Raw genomic sequence first — 21765 nt, 5'->3', positions numbered from 1 at the left:
GTTCTAATATGCAGCTCCATATGAAACGTTTCTCCTTGGGGTTCATGTATAATAATAAAAGCATTTCCCGATCAATAGCTGATTGAAATCGAATCGACTCTTATCGTGGATATTCCATCATGGTTGATACGATTGCACAGCAAGAGGAGGGATAACATAATGACCCATCAGGAAGCTGGGGAACGCTTGCTGAAAGCAGCAGGTGGGCTGGCTGATAAAATAACGGAGAAGCAGTATACGCTGCAACCTGATTTACTTGAACGTTTTGGTGAAAATGGCAGAATGCGCACTCAACAGGATTCGCAATATAGTTTGAATTATCTGGCTGAGAGCGTTCTAGTTAAGAGTCCTAACCTGTTTACTCATTATATATCTTGGCTCAAAACACTATTGGCAGGTTATCACGTTTCGGCGGATGATCTCGCCATTAATTTAAATCTAATCAAAGAGACGTTAGAAGAAGAGTTTGATGATGCATCCAAGTCACTTGTTCTAGATTATCTGGAAATGGGAATCTATCAAATCCAGCATCATGACGTAGCACAAGGATTCATCAACGAATCTTTGCCATACGGCCATGCTGCCAAATCTTATTTGCAGGCGCTTCTGGATAGCAGACGCCAAGAAGCGTTTGGCATTATTGAAGCCGAGCTGGAAAGCGGAGCAAGCATTCGTGATATTTATCGTTATATTTTTCAACCCACTCAATATGAAATAGGCCGCTTGTGGCAGCTTAGCCAGATTAGTGTCGCTCAGGAGCACTTTTGTACGGCAGCCACACAGGCTATTATCTCGCGGCTGTATCCCCGCTGGTTGATCCATGAGCCACAGCAGAAAAAGCTGGTTGCAGCCTGTGTAGGCAGTGAGCAGCATGAGATCGGTTTACGTATGCTTGCTGACGTGTTTGAGATGGAAGGTTGGGATACGTATTATTTGGGGGCAAATGTTCCGAATGGCAGCCTGCTTGAGGCGATCGAACGCCATCAGGGAGATGTGGTGGCTATTTCAGTAACGATGACATTTCATCTTCATCTTGCCAAAGAACTTATCCAAATGATTCGTAATCACCCGGCTACCTCGCATGTGAAAATCATGGTAGGAGGTTATCCATTCAACATTGATCCGGATTTATGGAGGACCGTTGGGGCAGATGGTTATGCTCCCGGAGCTGATGAGGCTGTTGCCGTTGCAGAAAGCCTGCTGGCTCAGCAATCTGCCAACTGCAACGTTGGTATGATTCGCGAATAGAGAGGAATGACGCAATGTCTAATGAAGCTGGCGAGATCGAAAAGCTGCGTAAAACGATTGAACATTTATCTGATCAGATTATTCGCAGTAAGGAACAGGAAGAGCGAATTCTTAGTGAATTCTCCGAAATGAACAATGAACTGGTGACGCTTCAGCGTCTGCTTGCTAAAAATAACGCAAGTCTGGATGCCGCTCGAAAAGAAGCAGTATCAGCAGGAGAATCCAAGAGTTCATTTATAGCTGTAATCAGCCATGATTTCCGTACACCCTTAAATGGAATATTAGGCATGGCTGAACTTTTGCAGCATTCTTCCTTGTCCGAAGAACAGCAGCATTCGGTTCAAGTGATTCAAGAAGCAGCGAGACTTCTGCTGAAGCTGATTCAGGACCTGCTGGACTTTTCCAAACTGGAAGCAGGTCAGATGCGTCTTGAAATGGGAGATGTCGAACTGAAGCCTACGTTTAACTACATCATTCGTTTGCTGGAGCCCAAAGTGATCCAAAATGGGAACAAACTGGACGTGGAATGTGATCCCCGAATCTCGGGGGTTCTTGAGGGAGACTCCACACGAATTACACAGGTTTTGATGAACCTGATTCAAAATGCCAACAAATTTACAAAAGAAGGGTCAATACGTATTCAAGTTGTCCTGGTTCGGGAAGATGAGAACTCACAATGGATCCGGTTTGAGGTAAAGGATACGGGAATTGGAATCGCCGAAGAAGATCAGGAAATCTTGTTCCAACCCTACGTTCAAACGGAAAAAGGCCGTTCCAAGGAATATGAAGGAACAGGCCTGGGGTTATCCATATGCCAGTCTCTTGTGAAGTTAATGGGCGGTCAGATTGGAGTCATTAGTCAAGAGGGCCAGGGCTCGACATTCTGGTTTGAAATTCCAATGGGACGCAAGACAGAACCGGTGAAGGCCATAGCCCCAACGGGACAAGATACATTGCATGACTCTGGCGCCTTACTACAGCAACCCTATTTTCGGCCAATCCTGCTGGCAGATGATAATCTGATTAACCGTCAGGTTGTTTTGATGCAGCTTAAGAAACTTGGGATCACCGAGGTCGATTCGGTTTCCAACGGAGAAGAGGCTGTTGCGGCCTTTCTTAGCAAGAGGTATGGAATCATTCTAATGGATAACATGATGCCGGTTATGGATGGACTCGAGGCAACACGCAAAATAAGAGCCATGGAGCAGGATGAAATGCGTCATGCCATTCCGATTATTGCGATGACAGGCAACGTCATGGATGGAGAGAAAGAAAAATGTCTTGAAGCTGGAATGAATGATTTCATTGGCAAGCCGTTCACACTGGAATCCTTAAAAAACATGATTCAAAAATGGCAGCATCCCTCTGAACCTCGGGAAGTGCTGAATATGAGCATAGTCAAAGAGATTGGCGAATTGAACAGCGACGGTGAACAATCGATACTTGAAATGCTGCTAGATATGTATCGTAACGAAACACCTGGCAAAATTGAAGTGCTTCGGAGATACGTTGTTTCCGGAGACCATATTGCAGCTGCGGAATGTGCCCATGATCTGAAATCCGGCAGCTTGAGTCTCGGAATAGAATATTGTTCGACGCTTTTTGCGAGGATTGAACAGCTTGCTAAAACAGGTCAGGTGAGGAAGGCTGAGCCATTGCTGGGTGAATTGATACCCGCATACCAGGAAGCCTGTGAAGCTTTGGAGAAGGTAATCATTTAAAGGGTTTGCTGTCTTAACGAAATAGGTTAGGGCAGCAAGCCTGTTTTTTCGCCTGAAAACGAGTGTACATAAGAACATGTATCCTTAAATGTGTTAGGGGTAGAAGATCTTGAGAGGGAGAGAGAAGCATACATGTTAATATACGGGATTACCGCACTTATTCTGGTCATTCTTATTTTGACTTGGTTCGGAGGACTATACTTTTTCAAAACAGCTATTCGCCGAGCGCCAAAACCATTTCTAATCGACAATCCGAATTTAATGCCTGAACCGGATAATGAATTGATCAGCAGTGCTTCAGACCTGGAGTGGTTGGACATGCAGGATGGCGAAAAGGTAAGCATCACGTCTCACGATGGGTTGAAATTGCAGGGAATATGGTTGGCTTCAACTGGGAAGTCGAGTCAGACGGTAATTCTGGCGCACGGGTATTCCGGGAGAGGCAGAGAAATGGCTGGTTTTGCAAGGTACTATGTAGAGAAAAGAGGCTATAACGTACTCATGCCTGATGATCGCGCTCATGGTCACAGTGAAGGAGACATCATCGGATTCGGCTGGCTGGATCGGAAGGATTATGTCGATTGGGTCCACTGGGTGATCAACAAGGTAGGCAACCAGACAGACATTGTGCTTCATGGCATCTCCATGGGCGGTGCAACGGTTCTTATGACAGGAGGGGAGTCTCTGCCGGAGCAGGTAAAAGCCATCGTGTCAGACTGCTCCTATACATCGGTGAAGGATGAGCTTACGTTTCAGCTTAAACAATTGTACAAATTACCGCCCTTTCCATTTATCCCTGTGACAAGTCTGATCTCCAGATGGAAAGCAGGGTATTCCTTCGGGGAGGCATCGGCTCTCAAACAGCTCGCCAAGGTGCAGGTTCCCGTTCTGTTTATTCATGGAGAGGCGGATACCTTTGTCCCAACAGAGATGGTGTATCGGCTTTATGAAGCTTGTCCTACGGAAAAAGAGCTGCTGACCATTCCCCGTGCAGGTCACGGTACAGCTTTTCAGGTGGATCGATTGCGTTATGTGGAAGTCCTTGATGCCTTCCTTAACAAGGTAATGATGCAGCGCGCGAAATAGATTTTAATATCGTGGATAGTTAAAAGTAGGTGCTTATAACAGGGAGGTGCAGCATGCCGCGTTCACGAAGAGTTTGTTCTTACTGTCAACAGGAAATGGGTGTAGACGAGTTCAAATGCAAAGCATGTGGCAATCTGGTTGAAATGAAGACCGTTCCTGCGGAGACAACACAAATGGGAGAATACGAGGAGGATGTATTGGATCGTTACTCCATAGGTCTGCTAATTCTAATTGCGATTTTTCTTCCACCGATAGCGATTGTTATTGGCGGGGTAATGTTATTTAATGACGATCCTTACAAAAGGGACACCGGGAAAATGCTTGTCACAGGTGCCCTGCTAGCGTTAGTTATTTGGGCCATCATTCTAATTTCCATCTCAGGAACGCTGACAATTCAATTCTAGATTATTACGGGGGTGCCATTCATGGGAAATGAACAATTCGAAGCAGCACGCAAAGCGGAGGCAGGTTACCATTCGAACTTTTATCAGAATAATGAGCTATTTGAAGCCGGAACGTGGATGGCGAGACCGATGCCAATGGTGATGGAGATGCTGGAGCGTTTGCTCGCACACCAATCGGAACTGCGAGTGCTTGATCTGGGATGCGGAGTAGGGCGACACACCATTCCAATTGCACAGCGTCTGCAGCAAACGAACAGTGAGGTTATCGGTGTGGATCTGCTGGACGAAGCAGTAGAAGGACTTCGGAAATATGCGAAGAAGTATCAGGTTGATCATATGGTAAAAGCCGTGAAAGCAGACGTGGAGCATTATGATATCAGGCCGAATAGTTTTGATTTTATTGCAGCTTGCTCCTGCTTGGAGCACGTATCGGGTGAAAATGCTTTTCTGGAAGCGCTAAGTCGTCTCCAGGCAGGGACACGCACAGGTGGAATTCATTGCATCACAATGAGTACAAGTGTAGAGGAGCAGGAGATTAGCACTGGACGGCGAATTGAGCCTTTGATCGAACTAAATCTGTCAACAGCCAAGGCCACCGAATTGCTTGAAGAGGCATATGCAGGATGGAATATCCTGCTTCAGGAACACGTAACTCAGACCATTGAAGAAGAAAAGTACGATGAACCAACACAGTTCCGCTGCGAATTGCTTCGTTTTGCCGTACAGAAGCAATAGCAGAACCTGCCGGGAAGTATGAAGTTATGCAGCCCGGCAGTTCTGTTTTCTATGACATAAGGAAACGTCGTTAATACAGTCTATTATCAGAGTATGGGGGATACAGATGAATACATATGTGATAGGCATAGATGGTGGGGGAAGTCATACAAGAGTGGCCGTAGCCGATGGATATGGACAGCTGTTGTCCTATGTGGAAAAGGGAGGTTGTAATCGTTATCACGATTCCAATGCTGAGCAGCATGTGCTCGGTGGCATAGCAGAAGCGCTGGAGCAGGCTGGCATTAAGGGAGAACAGGTGGCTGCGATTCAAGCCGGTATGGCAGGTCTGGACCGGGAAGAAGAATTCGCCTGGGCCGAGGGTGTTCTTGCCAAAACGGGCATCCTTGGGAGGAGAAGTGCGGTAAACGATACACATATTGCTCATACAGCTGCCTTTAATGGTAGGCCTGGAATCGTAGCAATTGGGGGCACCGGGTCTTTGATCCTTGGCAGGACGGAGCAGGAAATCTGGCTCCGAAACGACCAATTTGGGCACTATGCTCCGACGGCAGCGCGTTTTCTGTCATACGATACCGTGCATTCCGTTCTGGCAGGCCGATATGAGCCAGAGGATCATTCCTTAATCGAGCAGATTCTTGCATATTGGGATGTGCGTTCAGTGCCGGAGCTCGCAGCGCTTGGAGCGGCAGGGTTTGCTGATGATAAACAGGCGATGAACCGCAAATTCAGCCAAATGGCACCCTTGGTAACGGAAGCTGCCACTCAGCAAATTCCACTTGCGATGAGGGTATGTGACTCGGCAGCAGATACAGCTGTTGTGGGTATTCTTATCTTGGCAAGCTGTTTTCAATCTAAACAGGTCTCTTATACACTGACTGGAAGCTGCCTGACCTCATCTTATATGAAGGCTGCTGTTCAGAAAGGGTTAGGTCAAAACAATCCATCTACAGGAAAAGAGTTCGATTACATATCCAGCGAATTACCAGCCGTTGGCGGCGCAATATTGGATGCTTTTCAATTGGCTGGTATTCAGGTGAATCAGAGTACTCCCGCAGCGCTTCAGATTCAGTTGCAAGGGTATGGGACTTGAACTTTGACAGGCTAACGACTACAATACGATAACGGAATTAAGCAAGTCATAGGGGGAATATAAGAGTGTTGATTAATCTAAAATCACGCATACAGGAGCCGGAAGTGCAGGAATTGCTGTCCTACTCGGTTTTTCCGGACCCGGAGCAAGTTGGTCATGCGCTGCAACAATATGTGAATAAGGACGAGCTTCTGCTGGATGGATATGAGGATGAGGGACAGTTAGTCGGCTTGGTTGGGTATGAGAAAACGGGGACCAGCGAGATTACCATCCAACATATTGCGGTATTACCGGAGAACCGTTTCAAAAACTATGGCCGTGGCATGATTGCACAGCTGCTGGAGAAGTATAATCCGGACAAGCTCATCGCGGAAACGGACCAGGAAGCTGTGGAATTTTATCGTAATACTGGCTTTGTCGTATACAGCCTGGGTGAGTTATATCCAGGTGTCGAACGATTCCGTTGTGTACTGGAAAAAGACGAGGATGCAATCGAAGAATAGATGATGAATCACCTTAATCATGGTGACCTTCGTAATGTAACAAAACAAGAAACAGGGCGTGTGACTTGGCCGGGAGCTAAGCCTTACGCCCTGTTTTTTTGTCGTGAAAACACAAAATAACAGGAATAAAGTATTGCTTTGCATTATAGTTTCAATATAGAATAGTTTCATTGAAGAATAGTTCGGTAAGTGAACTATATGGACAAAAAGGTCAGAAAGGAGAATAAACATGAATACACCGGATGCCAAAAGTTTGGTGAACCGTTATCTGGATGCATCCTTCCTGGTATCCAAACAGTTTGATACGCGAATACGTGAAAAGGTGGGGCAGACCATGACAACAGACCAGTTCTGTGCTCTTCGTTTGATTGAGGAGAAACCGTCCTGCACACCATCCGATCTGTCAGAGCTCCTCTGCGTCGGGAAAAGCAGCATCACGGCATTGGTTAACAAGCTGGTTGATCGTGATCTGGTCCATCGGGCCGGAGATGAGCGGGATCGCAGAGTGGTCTATCTGACTTTGACAGATACCGGCCGTCAGGTATATCGCGAGACAGAACGGGAAATACAGCAGCTTCTTGAGCCGTACCTGGTCCACTTTAAGCCGGAAGAAGTACAGAATTTTATTGAATCCTTTGAGAAGTTGGCGACCTTGCTTACGAATGAGGGAGGACAGGAGAGCAAATGAGAACGATTCTGAAAGCAAGAAGGTGGTTGATGGGGTTATGGGTTGTTGTAGCCGCCGTATTGATGTTCACGGCCCCCAACATGAGTGAACTGATTCGGGAAAAAGGACAGTTTTCGGTCCCGGAAGGGTACTCATCCACCCAGGCAGCTGCCATCCTCGATGAAGCTGCTGCACAAAAAGGCGAACAGCAGGGCAGTCAGCTGGCACTTGTATTTTATAACCCCGATGGTTTGGGTACAACGGGCAAACAAGAGGCGGAAAAGGCTGTAAAGCAGCTGGAGTCGAAGAAAGAAGAACTCGGCATTTTGTCCATCTTGGAGCCCTTCTCCCAGCCAGAACTGTCAGACAAAATGATCTCTGCTGATGGAAAGACGATCCTGACGTCCCTTTCTATTGATCAGGGAGATCGTACCGTCAAGGAAATGCGTGAGGATCTGAATGAAACGCTGGACTCGGTCAATGTGGAACACTACATAACCGGTAAAGGATTAATCGATGAAGATACGGTAGAGAGTTCCCAGGAGGGACTCAAGAAATCGGAGTACATTACGGTTGTATTTATTTTGCTCATATTGTTCCTTGTATTCCGTTCATTTGTAGCTCCATTTGTCCCTCTGCTTACCGTGGGTATCAGTTATATTGTATCGCAGCAGATTGTTGCATTCCTGGTCGATGGGGTGGATTTCCCGATCTCGACCTTTACGCAGATTTTCATGGTTGCAGTCATGTTCGGGATTGGTACCGATTACTGTATCCTGCTCATCAGCCGATTCAAGGAAGAATTGGCCCATCATGAAACGACGTGGGAAGCGATTATTGCAACCTATCGGACAGCAGGCAAAACGGTATTCTTCTCTGCGCTTGCCGTGCTGGTTGGTTTTGTCGCCATCGGTTTTGCGCAGTTTATGCTGTACCGTTCCGCAGTGGCAGTCGCAGTCGGCATTGCCGTAATGATGCTCGCGCTGGTTACCATTGTTCCGTTCTTCATGGCGGTGCTGGGCAAGAAGCTGTTCTGGCCTTCCAAAGGTTCACTTGAACATGCGGAGAGCAAGATCTATGGAGCAGCGGGCCGCTTCTCTCTAAAACGTCCATGGGCTGCGCTGCTTATCGTTGCAGCTGTCTGTGTGCCGCTTCTGGCTACTTACGATGGTAAACTGTCGTTTAACAGCTTGGATGAGATTGGTGAGAAGTATGATTCGGTAAAAGCGTTCAACATTATCTCCGACAGCTTCGGTCCAGGGGAATCCCTGCCGGGTCAGATTGTTATTCAGAACGACGAAGCCATGGACAATGCCAAATATATGGCTGTAGCCGAGAAAATCAGTCGTGAAGTGGAGAAGGTTCCAGGAATCTCCGGGGTACGCAGCATGACAAGGCCGACTGGTGACGAGATCAAGGATTTCGAAGTGACCCAACAAGTGGGAACATTGTCGGACGGACTCGGGGAAGGGAAGACGGGTCTGGATAAAATTCGTGATGGTCTGAGCGAGGCGAGCAGTCAATTAAGCAAAAATGAACCCCAGCTCAAAGAAGCTGCAAATGGTGCGGGAGAACTGAGCAAAGGTACATCCCAGCTGCAATCGGGAATTAGCCAGTTGTCCGAAGGCCTTCAGCAGATTGAGCAAGGAATTCGTGACGGCTCGGCCGGTGCTGGTGATTTGCAAGCAGGGCTGCAGCAGGCGAAAACAAGTGCTGACCAGCTGGCTCAGGCGAGTAATCAATTGCTTGAAGCTTACCGGCAGGCTGGTGCAGGCGTCGCTGCGCTTGGTGAGGGTACCGGCGAAATTCAGCAGCAGCTGACAGGCATATCGACTGCGCTGACCAGTCTGAATGAATCATTTGCAGCGCTTGAAGAAAGATACCCTGAGCTGCTCCAGGACGCAGACTATCTGCGGGTCAAAGGTACACTTGGTGAAACGGGAACAGGCACAGCCCAGCTTGCCCAGGCACTGGGACAGATTCAAAGCAATCTGAGTCAAGCTGCTGCAGGGATCAACCAGGCTAACGAAGGCTTCGCTTCCGCTGCATCTGGACAACAGGCTCTAGCTAGTGGGCTGGGTCAGATTGTAACCGGAATAGGACAGCTTGAAGCTGGGCTCAAGCAGGCGGCGGATGGTCAAGGTAAAGTGATCAGCGAGATTCCTTCCATCCAGGATGGACTCAGCCAGCTTCAGGGTGGTCAGGAGAAAATGAGGCAAGGCTTCTCGGACCTGAGTGGTCAGCTGAACCAATTAACGGATGGTTTAAATCAGAGTGTGGATGGAATCGCGCAGGTGTCTGGAGGTCTCGACTCCGCACAGGATTATTTGACACAGCTGCAGGACTCACCGGATTCCGATCTGGCCGGCTGGTATGTACCTGAAGAAGCATTGAGCAACAAAGACTTCGCACAGGTATTCGATACGTATCTGTCCCAGGATCGGAAGACCATGACGATAGATGTTATTTTCGCTGAAAATCCGTATGGTATTGAAGCGATTGATCGCGTACCGGATATCGAAGCTGCGGTTCACCGTGCTGTACAGGGTAGTGCGCTGGAAAAAGCAGACATTGCTGTCGGCGGGGTAACCAGCACGTTCGCCGATTTACAGGAGATCTCCAACAACGACTACACACGCACGGTGATGCTCATGCTTGCAGGCACATTTATCGTTCTTGTCCTGCTTCTGAGATCCGTGATCATGCCGATATATTTGATCGTGTCCCTGTTGCTGGCCTATTTCACATCCATGGCTCTAACCGAGGCGATATTCGTGAATATCCTTGGTTTTGCGGGCATCAGCTGGGTTACGCCTTTCTTCGGATTCGTAATGCTGATTGCGCTTGGTGTGGATTACAGTATCTTCCTGATGGATCGATTCAATGAAAATAAAGGCATGAGAGTTCAGGATGCGATGCTGTATGCCATGAAAAACATGGGTACGGTCATTCTGTCGGCAGCCGTTATTCTGAGCGGAACTTTTGCTGCCATGTATCCATCCGGAGTTCTCTCCATGATGCAGATTGCTACCGTTGTTCTTAGTGGTTTGGTTCTGTATTCATTGTTGTTCCTGCCGTTCTTCGTGCCTGTCATGGTGAAGATGTTCGGCCGGGCCAACTGGTGGCCTTTCCCTAATAAGGATCAGAAGGATGCGGCGGATTCGGACCGTACGTTGAGCATGTAGTTGAAATCTTATAATGCCCCTACGAAATATGAATATTTTCGTAGGGGCTTTTCATTTTGAGGAAATATGTGCATGTCGTAAAAAATAAAGGTAAGCGCCTACGGACACCATCCCGCGCCTTGTCTTCGGTTCTTTCATATAGATATAGCAGTCAGTCATAAGTTAGCAGAGAGGGGCGACGGTGATGGTATATCGATATGCGGCCATTGGAGACTCGTTAACGGTAGGCACAGGCGCGCTGCTGGGCACCGGCTTTGTTCCTTTGTATCGCAGAATGGCAGAAATGAATGTTCGCACATTTGTCTCGATGGATAATATGGGGGTCAACGGATTAACTTCAGGTGAACTGATGCAAATGGTATCCTCCAACACGAGGGTAAGACAGTCTCTGCGCGAAGCAGACATCATTACAATATCCATTGGCGGAAATGATCTCATTCGCACATTCAAGGCGAGCGGAGCTATGCCAAGCGCAAGTAAAATGACACAGGTGCTTGGAGATACCCGCAGTAACGTTTCACAGATCATGAGACATATTCGTCAGTTAAAAGGTAACAGTGCCTATTTGGTCCGAACGATCGGATTGTACAACCCGTATCCTCAAGCCGCAGAGGCAGCGTATTGGGTTCGTCAGTATAATTCCTTTCTGAATGGTGCAGGGTCGGGGAACTACGCCTGTGCTCAAGTATACGACCGTTTTGAAGGGCATGAACGGGAATTGTTATTCTGGGATCGTGTTCATCCCAATGCAAGAGGGTATCGTGTTATTGCGGACCAACTGAATCGTATGGGGTATAGACCTTTTAACTGAAGAACTCATTAGGACATTACGATATGGCTGTGGGTATACCTGATTCGGACTGGACCCGCATATGGGCATACGTTAAGATGGGGAGAATAAGGGATTATATCTTGTCGATCCATATAGATATTACAGTTGAAGGAGTATTAATCGGTGCACAACATTCATTTACGTCCTCATGAGGATCTGGAACAGCAGCTGATAAAGGAAGTGATATCCGCAATTCTGCCTCAATCCTGCTGGGAAGCGGTACGCGGATACGGCGGGATGAACAACACAACGTATATGCTTAAACTGGATGGTGAGCGTTATGTTCTCAGAGTGTACGAAACACATACGGATCTTGTGAAAGTTGCTTTTGAGCACCATGTGTTATCGGCACTGAGAGAATCGGACTTCGGACTTATGGTACCAGCTCCAGTCAAAGCCATAAAGGGGGATGGGCACACGTTCCATTCCATTTACGATCCGAGGAATGAACAGTACAAAATCGCAGCCCTCTTTACGTATAATACGGGCAAGAATCCGGTGTGGAATAGGCCAGATCAGCTTGTTGAACTGGGACATGCGGCGGGTTTGCTGTCTGGTGCTATGTCAAGACTGGAAATATCACTTGAACCTGTATACCCGCCTTATTATCAAATTCAACTGGCGTATCCACTCTGTCCGCCGGAAAAATTAATACAGCTATGTATGTCTCCACCTAGCGAGCTCCAGGCGTGCGCAGAAGAAATGCAGGATCTGCTTCCTGTGCTTCCAGCTTTGTTCGAGGCTCTAAACGGGATGGAACGTCTGCCTCATCAACTGGTTCACGGAGATGTGAACGCATCAAACGTCTTGTCGGATGACGATGGCCGAATCTGTGCCATTCTGGATTTTGAATTTGCCACATGGGATCTGCGGGTCATGGAGCTGGCTGTTCCCATGTCGGACCTGCTAACTATGGACAAGAGTGATGAATGGATGTGGGAAGCGCTTGAAGGACTGATCCGAGGATTTCGGAAACAGGTGATTCTGGAGCCGGATGAACTGCTGGCTATTCCGCAGCTTATTCTGCTGCGCAGTCTCGATGTGGTTATGCATTTTATCAGCCGCATGTTCGAAGGAACGGATGAACCTGAAGTTGCCGTTAACCAGATCATTAAGCTACGCGAGCGGATCCTCTGGATGAATCACAATGAAGAGCGTTTACGCAAATTATTAATGTGAACGAGCGTCTTCCAGTCTTTGGCATCAAAAACAAAAGAACGCCGATTTCTGTTTTGAAACAGATCGGCGTTCTTTTAGTTATGGCATTTGACTCTACCTGAGCGTATGCCGAACACTTGTCGACATACCGGGTTGCCTACAATCCGCGCTTGCGGAACCAACTGCGGACAGCCCACCGGCGTTCCTGACGCTTCTTGTATTTTGGCAGGGAGCGGTAGACGTTCAGGGATTGCTCATAGGCATGCTTGGCATCTGCGGTACGTTCCAGCGAACGGTAGACGGAACCCAGCAAATAATAGGCTTCACTCGAGGATGAGTGGATATCCTGAAATTGATGTACATATGTCAATGCCTTGTCTCGATCTGACTCCTTAAAGGCATTGGCTAAGGTTAGATAGGGCTGACCATACTTAACTCTTGGATTGATGTCGAGAGCCTGCAGGATATGCCGCTCACCTGCTTCCATGTGACCAAGGTGAAGTTCTGTCGTTCCCAATGCCTCCCAGTATTCGGCAGATTGCTCATAGGGACGTTCAAGCTCCAAAAGCAATTCATAAGCTTCGTTATAACGTTTACGTTCGATCAGAAGTCTGGCCAGGTCAAGCTTGGAAGAGACTTCATTGGGACTCATCGCAATCTGCTGACGCAGCCGTGAGATCGTACGCATACGTTTGATCGGTTTCATGAAACTGGGGAACACCCCGACATAGCGACGATCCAGGAAATACAGAATAATGAGAAGAATCAGAACAGCCAAAAACGGATTGCCAACAATCCGCCATAGAAGGCCGAATATCAAAAATTTAATCAGCACAACAAGTTCAACTCCGTTTATGATGTTATCGCATTTCGAACACTCAAAATATATTTGGATTGATCCAGCGGATTCACACCCCTGCGCTTGCGCATCGGCTTCACATCCGGAGGGCAATCCTGATATCCGGCAAAAGAGGTGACAAGTACACCCCGTCCCCCGGTTTCAGAGCGGAGCTTCACCGGATAATCCATGGAAGAGGCTAGCGGAATCTGCCCTTCCACAATACATCTCCCGCCGCCAATAACAGGCGCTTCGAACGTTGCGCGCATATGCACAAGATCGCTTAGAGCCTTGCCTCCGTATTCTTCCGGTACCGTCAAGCGGAATTGCAGAAGCGGCTCCAGCAGTTTCGTTCCTGTACGAGCCAGCCCATCCATGATTCCCATCGGTGTAGCAACGACAAAGTCCAGCGGATGCGTATGCCAGACATGATGCTCTCCTTCGACAAGTGTTACTTTCAGATCGGTGACTTCCCAGCCGAACATGCCTTGAGACAGGGCCTCTGGTATACGGCGCTGTACTTCATTTTGATACCGCAGCAGCAGTTGGTCTGTTCGAACGGTGGATTCATAGATCAGACCGCTTCCGCGAGGCAGCGGCTCCATTTGGAAGCGAAGAATGGCCCAGCAGGGTTTAGGCATCGTATAAGCGATGAACCCTTCACCTGGAGCGTTTAACGTTTCTTTGTAAATGACAGAAGGCGGGTCAAAAACAACTTCCAGTCCAAAACGACTGCTTAACAAGCTCGACAGGATCTCAAGCTGAATGGTTCCCATGACTTTGAGGTGCAATTCCCGATCTTCTGGAAGCCATTGCAGGTCAAGCAGCGGGTCTTCATCGGTTAATTCTTGCAATGCAGCAACAAGGTCGGGGTAGCGTGCCGGATCCTGGCCGTGTACCTGTACTGTCAGCAAAGGGACCGCCATATGGGGCATGGGAGGAACGGCGTCTGGACTTCCTATAATGTCACCTACATGCGTCTCGCTCAGACCGTAAAGAGCGGCGATCTGCCCGCTGTGTACTGCTCCGGTATCTGACCATTTGCGACCATCCATCTGGCGGATTTGAGTCACTTTTTCTTCCAATCCCCTGGTCGTGTTATAGATCGTGTCCCGGTTGTGAATGCTGCCTCCGTACATGCGTACGTAAGCTGTTCGTCCCATTGTTTTGTTTCGTTCAATTTTGAATACAACCCCCGAGACCGCAGAATCTACTGTGATTGCAGGAGGTGGGAGGAACCAGGTAACCGAATCAAGCAGTTCGGATACCCCAATACCTTTCCCCGACGCACCAAAACAAACCGGGAATATCTCGCCTTGATGCACCAGCTTGCGGAATGTTGAATCAATCTGCTCTGATGGCAGAGGGACTTCATTAATGTAGGATTCCATGATCGCTTCATCCAGCTCTGCAATCATCTCGAAGAGTCCGGGAATCGTTTGCTGATGCGCCTGATCACGCCATAAGGAATGAACTCCGATGAATGAATCCTCATCCATGACGCAGGATTGTACCGGGCATGCGAATGGTGAGAACGTGGAGTGAATCTGTTCCATAATGGCTGCTGCTGATGCGCCAATCCGGTCCATTTTATTGATATAAATAATCGTGGGGATGCGAAGGGATCTCAGAGCGTGCCAGATGGTCTCACTCTGGGACTGAATCCCTTCCACAGCTGACAAAATGAGAATGGCACCGTCCATTACACGCAGGGAACGTTCCACTTCCGAGCTAAAATCGATATGTCCCGGCGTATCGACGAGGTCGATCACGGTATTGTTCCATGTAAGGGAGGTCATGGCTGCCTGTACGGAAATTCCGCGTTCTCTCTCAATGTCCAGGGAGTCCGTAGCTGCCGTACCGTCATCTACCCGGCCGGGGCTGCGAACAATGCCGCCATGATATAACATATGTTCTGTTGTGGTTGTTTTGCCTGCATCTACGTGAGCAAAGATACCGATATTTCGGCGATTGAATTCGTTATGCATGGGATCTAAAGCTCCTCTGACCGAAGAAACGTATCGTTTCTGACATTGTTATTCCGTATTATCATACCACAAGGGCCGTATGGAAGAATATGTTACACTTTTGCAAATCAACCATTCATCGTTCTGCGGTAAGCCGCAGGCGTGGTGCCTGTAATTTTTTTGAATTGCCGATAAAAATGGGGTAGGCTCTCAAAGCCGCAGGCATCCGCTACAGATGCCATGGTGTCATCGCTCCGAAGCAGATGCTCCTTCGCCATGATCACCCGGCGGGCTAGAGCGTAGTCGGTTAGGGTCATGCCAGTATACTTTTTGAACGCTCTGCTGAAATGAGCAGGAGAAACTGCAGCCTGCAGAGCGAGCTCGGACAGGGAAAGTCCGCTGCGCAATTTATCGTCAATATTGGACAGCGTGGCTGACAGCCAGCTCGGACCGGAATTGGAATGAACAGAGCGCGCAGGGCCGGCGTCCTCGAGACGCTCAAGAAATATGAGCAGCAATTGAAGCCGAAGCAGGGCTGCATGGGCGCTCAGCTGATTTTCCATCTGGAATTCGGCATGGATTTCTTCAATAAACGCAGTCACTTTGGCTTGTTCCTCCGGCGTCAGGTGTCTTTTATAAACCCTGCGTCTGCGGCATCGTTCGAACAGGGAGAGCAGGGCTGAAGCACTGCCTCCTGCAGCCGCAGTCAGTAATCCGGGACTGAAAAACAGAGCTGAAGAGGTTACAGGATTAATCTCGTCCGGCAAAGCCCGGTGTACTGTACTGCCAGGAATGATGAATAAATCCCCGGTCTGCATGTCTTCAAGACCCGTATCGATAAAAATGGTCCCTTGACCGCGATATACGTAAATGATTTCATGCCAATCATGCAGATGATCCGGCAGTTCATTGTGGGGAGCTTTCGTATCTGCATAGACCAGTCGAAAGGGAATGCCTGATTCTGACTGGATGGTTGTGCGAACGGGCGAGCGTGCCATAAGGACTCCTTTCTAAAGCTAATTCATACACGGGGGAACACGCCTGGTCATGAAAGAGTATATTTAACGCAATATAAGCAATTTAATTTCCTTTTTTTGATGATACAATGAATTTAAAGCGTTTTCAATTGATGAGTATAACAGATGAAATCGGATTCGGATGATCACAAATAAATGATGAGGTGAGTGTGCATGTCGGCGAGCACCAAACGACCAAGACTGAAGCTGAATCTGTTGGGAAACGACGGGCAGCGAAAGTGCAAGGAAATTATGGATCGTCCCGTAAAGGTTCTGCAGATTGGAGAAGGTAACTTTTTGCGGGGATTTGTGGACTGGATGCTTCATGAGAGTGCTAGACAAGGCAAATTCCATGGCAGTGTGGTGGTTACCCAGCCAAGGCCAGGGGGCAAGGCGAAGCTGGAGCAGATCCGGGATCAGGATGGATTGTATACCATGATTACCCGAGGTCTTTCTCAAGGTAAAGCCGTGGAGCGCACCGAGATGATTTCGATCTTTTCCCAGTGCATGAATCCTTATGAAGAATGGCAGGCCTTTTTGGAACTGGCCGAGCTTCCTTCACTGGAGTTTGTTATCTCCAATACGACGGAGTCGGGATTAAAATATATTCAGTCGGATTACGTGGAAGGAGAGCCTGTTTCTTCATTTCCAGGCAAGCTGACCGTGTTTCTCCATCAGCGTTATGTACGGTTTGAGGGTGATCCTTCGAGAGGATTGATTCATCTGCCATGTGAACTGCTCGAAGGGAATGGTGATGTACTGCGCAGCTGCGTATTGCGTCACAGTGAGGACTTTGGCTATTCGGATGCATTCCGTGATTGGATTAGAGACCATAACCTGTTCCTGAACAATTTGGTTGACCGGATTGTAACGGGTGCGCCAGCTGAGGAAGAAGCCGACACATTGGCAGGGCGCTGGGGTTATGAGGATCAACTGATTAACACGGCAGAGCCCTATCATTTCTGGGCCATCCAGGCTGATGAGGGACTGGACAAGAAACTGCCGCTGAAGCAGGCTGGACTCAATGTTCACTGGGTCAAAGATCTGAAGCCTTATCAGGTGCGAAAAGTTCGTATTTTGAATGGCGCACATACCTTGATGTCCTCTCTTGGCATTCTTCAAGGCAAGCAGTATGTGAGGGAAACGATGGAGGATCCCGAATTTGGACCATGGATCAGGGAAGCCGTGCATCAGGAAATTGTGCCTGCGCTGGATATGCCGGATCATCAACTTGACCAGTACGCTGAAGAGGTATTCGAACGATTCCTGAATCCCTATATCAATCATAAGCTTCAAGATATTGCGTTAAATACCATTGGCAAATTCAAGGTGCGTGTTCTGCCTACCTTATTGTCTTATGAACAAACTCAGAACAGCTGGCCGACACGCCTGGTTCGGGGATTTGCCGGACTGTTGTTATTGTACCGCCCGGTGAATACGTTAGACGGATACCATGGGCATCGTTTCAACGGTGAATCTGTTGTGCTGAAGGACGACCCGGATGTTCTTGCAGCCTTAACTGCACATTGGGAGAGCTATGATTCACTCCGTAGGGACCCGCAGCAGTTGAACGACAGGCTGGCTGCCGTATTGTCGGATTCAACCATTTGGGGAGAGAATCTGAATGAGCGAAGAGGACTGCGCGAAGCGCTTCTTGATGAGATCGTTCTACTGGAAGGTGAGACGGAATGAATATAACAAGTACAACGCATGACTGGATTGCCATACAGCCGCAGGATGATGTGATCATAGCTCTTCGTGATTACACAAAGGGAGAAACGGTCAACCTCCCTGACGGGGTTACATTTACACTGCTTGATGATGTTCCCAAAGGGCATAAGATCGCTGTACATGGAATTGAACCAGGTGATGATGTCCTGAAATATGGTTTCTCCATCGGTATTGCCAAGGAACGGATTGAACAAGGGAACTGGATTCATAGCCATAATCTGAAAACAGGGCTGCATGGCTTGCTGGAATATGAATATCAGCCTGGTGCATCCGTTCAAGCCGATATGCCCCCGGAACATTTACGGACATTTGAAGGCTATTTGCGCCCTAATGGAGAGGCAGGCATACGCAATGAAATATGGATCGTTAATACGGTAGGATGCATCAATAAGGTATGCGAGGCACTGGCACGTATGGGGCAATCACAGTTCGGCAGCAGGGTGGACGGCGTGTACCATTTCCCTCATCCATTCGGCTGCTCGCAGCTTGGCGATGATCTGAAGTATACCCAGCAGTTGCTGGCTTCCCTCGTCGAACATCCGAACGCAGGCGGTGTATTGGTTATCGGATTGGGCTGTGAAAATAATCAGGTCGACCAGTTCCGCGAATGCATCGCACCAGAGTATCAGGGGAAGGTCCGTTTTCTCAAGGCACAGGAAGCAGATGATGAACTTGAAGAGGGTTTGCGCTTGATGGAAGAGCTGGTGGAGATTGCCGAGCTGGAACAGCGCCAGCCGCTTCCGCTTAGCAAGCTCAAAATCGGATTGAAGTGTGGCGGTTCAGATGGTTTATCCGGCATCACTGCCAATCCGCTAGTGGGCTCCGTTGCCGATATGCTGGTAGCTGCAGGAGGGACGGCCATTCTGACCGAAGTGCCAGAGATGTTCGGGGCAGAAACCATTCTAATGAATCGGGCTGCAAATGAACAGGTTTTCGGTGATTTGGTGGATTTGATTAACGGATTCAAGCAGTACTTTGTAAACCATGGTCAGAACATATATGAGAATCCTTCCCCAGGTAACAAAGCTGGTGGCATAACGACACTTGAAGAGAAATCATTGGGTTGTACTCAAAAAGGCGGTCGTTCTTCCGTCGTTGATGTGCTTCGTTATGGAAAACGTGTAACCCAAACCGGCTTGAACATTGTAGAAGCGCCTGGTAATGACTTGGTGTCGGTCACGGCATTGTCAGCTGCGGGTGCTCACATTGTACTGTTTACTACAGGAAGGGGGACCCCATTCGGAGGTCCGGTACCTACGGTCAAGATTGCAACGCAATCGGATCTGGCGAATCGAAAAAAACACTGGATCGACTTCAACGCAGGTCAACTGCTCGAAGGACGTACTATGGATGACGTGAAAGTTCAGCTCTTCAGCCAGTTGATTGACATTGCCTCAGGACGTACTCAGACACTCAGTGAGCAGCATGGGTTTAGGGAAATTGCCATATTCAAAGATGGTGTAATCCTATAAGTTATACATTCCTTGATTTCCTCGGTATAGCATATCTAAATTAACTTATTAAAAATCCCGGTAGCCAATGGTGATTTGGCCTCCGGGGTTTTCGTTGTGTCCAGTTATGAATAATCGAAATTTTAAACGGCCTGTTTCTATTGTCGAAGTGTATCTTAAGTGCAAGATGTCGGTTTAAACGATGCCAAACGCCTTTTTGATTTTTACCAGTCCAGCCTCAGACGTGTGTTCAACGAGTTTGTCCAGTAAAAGGTCACGTGCTTCTGTGATGCTGCCGTTAAAAGGTTCGATACCCTGACGGCTCATCCAGTGACCTGCCGTCTCATAAGAAGAACTGTTCCAGGCCACCTTGCCGTCTGCGAGACCTTCCTTTTCCTTGGTCCCGCTAATGACAATGGCTGTACGGCTCTGAAGATCCAATAGCCCTTGATCGAATGCCTTCTTATCTTCTTTGGCGCCAAATCCAGCCTGTGCACGTAATGCCCGTCCATCAATGCCTTCCTGATCCTCGATTCGCTCATAGAGCTTGAATGCGTCACGTGAGAGCAGGCCGGCATCATATTGCTCCTGGATGGTTCTGCTGTCAGATAGCAACCTGTGCACCCAAGGGAAACATTCACGGGAGATGAGGATGGCTTTCTTTTTGACAAATTTGCCGTATGCAGCAGCGCCTTCTTCAGCCAGGCGTGAACGCCACAGCCATGGATCGAGAGGAGAATCGGTATGCCAATTTTCCGATGGCGTTAACGAAGACAGCGAAGGAAAGTCCGGAAATAACGGTGCGAGTGGAAGCAATCCCGCAGTGTGTATACGCTGGACAGCTTCCTCATAGGTTACAATCGGCTCGGTAATCATGGTTAAGGCATCTCCTTTTATGTAGTTGTACAGGAATTAGGGTTAGCACTCACATACAATCGGTACACGTCCTGGGCATGCTGCCTGATCTCGCTGCGGAGTTCCTCGGGTTCAATGACTTCGGCTTCACGGCCCAGACGATAAAAGAAACGAACAGCCCAATCCCATTGGTCTGCTGGACAGAGGAAAGAAAGTTCCCAGAGATCTGGGGCAATCTCTGTCAATTTCTCACCAATGTGCCTGTCTTGTTCTGCCTCGACCATGGCACTGTAATTTAAACGTGCTCTGATACGAACGGCAGGTTTTTCCAAAGGGCGAGGCTGGCTCAATTCGCGCTCGGCATCTATCGTTAACTGTTCGGTTTTGGAGGAGTCAATAGACTCAGCTTCCAGAATCCGGTCCACTCGAAACACACGCTGTTCCCCATGTTCCTCTGAATATGCATCACAGTACCAGAATCCTGCAGAAGCATAAATGCGAATCGGACGGATCTGGATCCAGCGCTGGCGTGCAGCCGAACGATACAGGATACGCAACCAACCGTGTTCAGGAATGCATGCAAGGAGCGGTTCCAGATGATGAAGAATATAGTTGCGCTCCGGGATACAGTGATTCAGCTGTTTGAGCATGGGATCAATTCGAGCCATGACGTCATCCGGAATAATGCCTTTGATTTTATCCATAACCGTCCAGCGTTTCTCTTGAAAAGGTGTATCTGCATATTGGCTAATTCCCTCAAGAGCGAATATGAGAGTTGCTGCTTCCACCGGATCCAGCTGCAGTGGAGGCAGCACATAACCCTCCATAAGCCGAAAGCCGCCGCCAGGGCCGGAAATAGCAATAATCGGCACGTTCATCTCGGAGAGGGACTGGATATCTCGCAAAATGGTACGACGGGACACTTCAAACTTGTCTGCCAGTGAATGTGCTGTTTCGAGTCCGTGCTGTAATGCCATGACGATGGCAGCAAGCCGATTTATTTTGTTCATGTCAGCCACTCCGTTTCGAGAGTTAGGCCGCCGGAAAGGTTGCCGGAGTGCTAAAGCCATTGTAACAGCCGATTAGTGACATCTTGGGTGTCACCAATCATATGTATGCCTTTAATTTTGCTGAGTAATGGTGAATGAGGGAGCGCTTTTCCGGCAGGGGCCCTTATAATATGTGTCTCGTCCAAATTCGCCCTATGGAGTAATATTTCCTTCTCACCAAAAATCCACAAATGTTGCCAAAAAACCGTATCCGGTTATACGGATA

Annotated in this window: 18 protein-coding genes; 13 read left to right on the top strand and 5 right to left on the bottom strand. The window is 48.4% G+C overall.

What is annotated here, in order from left to right; all coding sequences use genetic code 11:
* Nucleotides 1–159 precede the first annotated feature (159 nt).
* The 11 genes from CHH60_RS08075 to CHH60_RS08025 all read left to right on the top strand — a co-directional run bounded on the left by CHH60_RS08075 (nucleotide 160) and on the right by CHH60_RS08025 (nucleotide 12653).
* Complete coding sequence (locus tag CHH60_RS08075; RefSeq protein ID WP_095358751.1) at nucleotides 160–1248, top strand: cobalamin B12-binding domain-containing protein; 1089 nt, start codon at nucleotides 160–162, stop codon at nucleotides 1246–1248.
* A 14-nt stretch (nucleotides 1249–1262) separates the two neighbouring features.
* On the top strand, nucleotides 1263–2969 hold the full coding sequence (locus CHH60_RS08070) for a hybrid sensor histidine kinase/response regulator (protein WP_095358750.1): 1707 nt from the start codon (nucleotides 1263–1265) through the stop codon (nucleotides 2967–2969).
* A gap of 132 nt (nucleotides 2970–3101) precedes the next feature.
* A complete protein-coding gene (locus CHH60_RS08065) occupies nucleotides 3102–4055 on the top strand; it encodes an alpha/beta hydrolase (RefSeq protein WP_095358749.1) in 954 nt (317 codons plus the stop codon).
* 53 nt (nucleotides 4056–4108) lie between these two features.
* The gene (locus tag CHH60_RS08060; protein WP_095358748.1) at nucleotides 4109–4459 is read left to right on the top strand and encodes a hypothetical protein; all 351 of its coding nucleotides are present in this window, start codon (nucleotides 4109–4111) and stop codon (nucleotides 4457–4459) included.
* Nucleotides 4460–4480: 21 nt separating this feature from the next.
* Nucleotides 4481–5194 (top strand): class I SAM-dependent methyltransferase, encoded by a 714-nt coding sequence (locus tag CHH60_RS08055; RefSeq protein ID WP_095358747.1) that lies wholly within the window; start codon nucleotides 4481–4483, stop codon nucleotides 5192–5194.
* A gap of 106 nt (nucleotides 5195–5300) precedes the next feature.
* A complete protein-coding gene (locus CHH60_RS08050) occupies nucleotides 5301–6287 on the top strand; it encodes an N-acetylglucosamine kinase (protein WP_095358746.1) in 987 nt (328 codons plus the stop codon).
* A gap of 65 nt (nucleotides 6288–6352) precedes the next feature.
* A complete protein-coding gene (locus CHH60_RS08045) occupies nucleotides 6353–6790 on the top strand; it encodes a GNAT family N-acetyltransferase (RefSeq protein ID WP_095358745.1) in 438 nt (145 codons plus the stop codon).
* Nucleotides 6791–7019: 229 nt separating this feature from the next.
* A complete protein-coding gene (locus CHH60_RS08040) occupies nucleotides 7020–7478 on the top strand; it encodes a MarR family winged helix-turn-helix transcriptional regulator (RefSeq protein WP_095358744.1) in 459 nt (152 codons plus the stop codon).
* Nucleotides 7475–10642, top strand: a complete 3168-nt coding sequence (locus tag CHH60_RS08035) for an MMPL family transporter (RefSeq protein WP_095358743.1) — start codon at nucleotides 7475–7477, stop codon at nucleotides 10640–10642. The genes CHH60_RS08040 and CHH60_RS08035 overlap by 4 nt, the downstream gene beginning before the upstream one ends.
* Before the next feature lie 184 nt (nucleotides 10643–10826).
* Nucleotides 10827–11453 carry a GDSL-type esterase/lipase family protein gene (locus CHH60_RS08030; protein WP_095358742.1) on the top strand — a complete coding sequence of 209 codons (627 nt, stop codon included), beginning with the start codon at nucleotides 10827–10829 and terminating at the stop codon, nucleotides 11451–11453.
* A gap of 144 nt (nucleotides 11454–11597) precedes the next feature.
* Nucleotides 11598–12653 (top strand): phosphotransferase, encoded by a 1056-nt coding sequence (locus CHH60_RS08025; protein ID WP_095358741.1) that lies wholly within the window; start codon nucleotides 11598–11600, stop codon nucleotides 12651–12653.
* A gap of 136 nt (nucleotides 12654–12789) precedes the next feature.
* On the opposite strand, the gene CHH60_RS08020 is transcribed toward CHH60_RS08025, so the two are convergent.
* The 3 genes from CHH60_RS08020 to CHH60_RS08010 all read right to left on the bottom strand — a co-directional run bounded on the left by CHH60_RS08020 (nucleotide 12790) and on the right by CHH60_RS08010 (nucleotide 16435).
* Nucleotides 12790–13467: a tetratricopeptide repeat protein gene (locus tag CHH60_RS08020; RefSeq protein WP_176476008.1), complete on the bottom strand. Its 678-nt coding sequence runs from the start codon at nucleotides 13465–13467 to the stop codon at nucleotides 12790–12792.
* Between the two features lie 17 nt (nucleotides 13468–13484).
* Entirely contained in the window at nucleotides 13485–15458 is a 1974-nt protein-coding gene (locus CHH60_RS08015; RefSeq protein WP_095358740.1) for an elongation factor G, read from the bottom strand.
* 107 nt (nucleotides 15459–15565) lie between these two features.
* On the bottom strand, nucleotides 15566–16435 hold the full coding sequence (locus CHH60_RS08010) for an AraC family transcriptional regulator (RefSeq protein WP_095358739.1): 870 nt from the start codon (nucleotides 16433–16435) through the stop codon (nucleotides 15566–15568).
* A gap of 192 nt (nucleotides 16436–16627) precedes the next feature.
* Here CHH60_RS08010 and CHH60_RS08005 point away from each other — a divergent pair, with 192 nt between their 5' ends.
* Nucleotides 16628–18145: a tagaturonate reductase gene (locus tag CHH60_RS08005; RefSeq protein WP_095358738.1), complete on the top strand. Its 1518-nt coding sequence runs from the start codon at nucleotides 16628–16630 to the stop codon at nucleotides 18143–18145.
* A complete protein-coding gene (locus CHH60_RS08000) occupies nucleotides 18142–19656 on the top strand; it encodes a UxaA family hydrolase (protein WP_095358737.1) in 1515 nt (504 codons plus the stop codon). Before CHH60_RS08005 ends, CHH60_RS08000 begins: the two co-directional genes overlap by 4 nt.
* Nucleotides 19657–19830: 174 nt before the next feature.
* Here the strand turns inward: CHH60_RS08000 and CHH60_RS07995 are convergent, their stop codons facing one another.
* On the bottom strand, nucleotides 19831–20511 hold the full coding sequence (locus tag CHH60_RS07995; protein ID WP_095358736.1) for an AlkZ-related protein: 681 nt from the start codon (nucleotides 20509–20511) through the stop codon (nucleotides 19831–19833).
* 17 nt (nucleotides 20512–20528) lie between these two features.
* Nucleotides 20529–21500: a helix-turn-helix transcriptional regulator gene (locus CHH60_RS07990; RefSeq protein WP_095358735.1), complete on the bottom strand. Its 972-nt coding sequence runs from the start codon at nucleotides 21498–21500 to the stop codon at nucleotides 20529–20531.
* Between the last annotated feature and the right edge of the window lie 265 nt (nucleotides 21501–21765).

Source organism: Paenibacillus sp. 7523-1, from assembly GCF_002276415.1.
Classification (GTDB): domain Bacteria; phylum Bacillota; class Bacilli; order Paenibacillales; family Paenibacillaceae; genus Paenibacillus; species Paenibacillus illinoisensis_A.
Note: the sequence above shows the minus strand (reverse complement) of the source record. Positions and strands in the feature narration are given on the sequence as shown.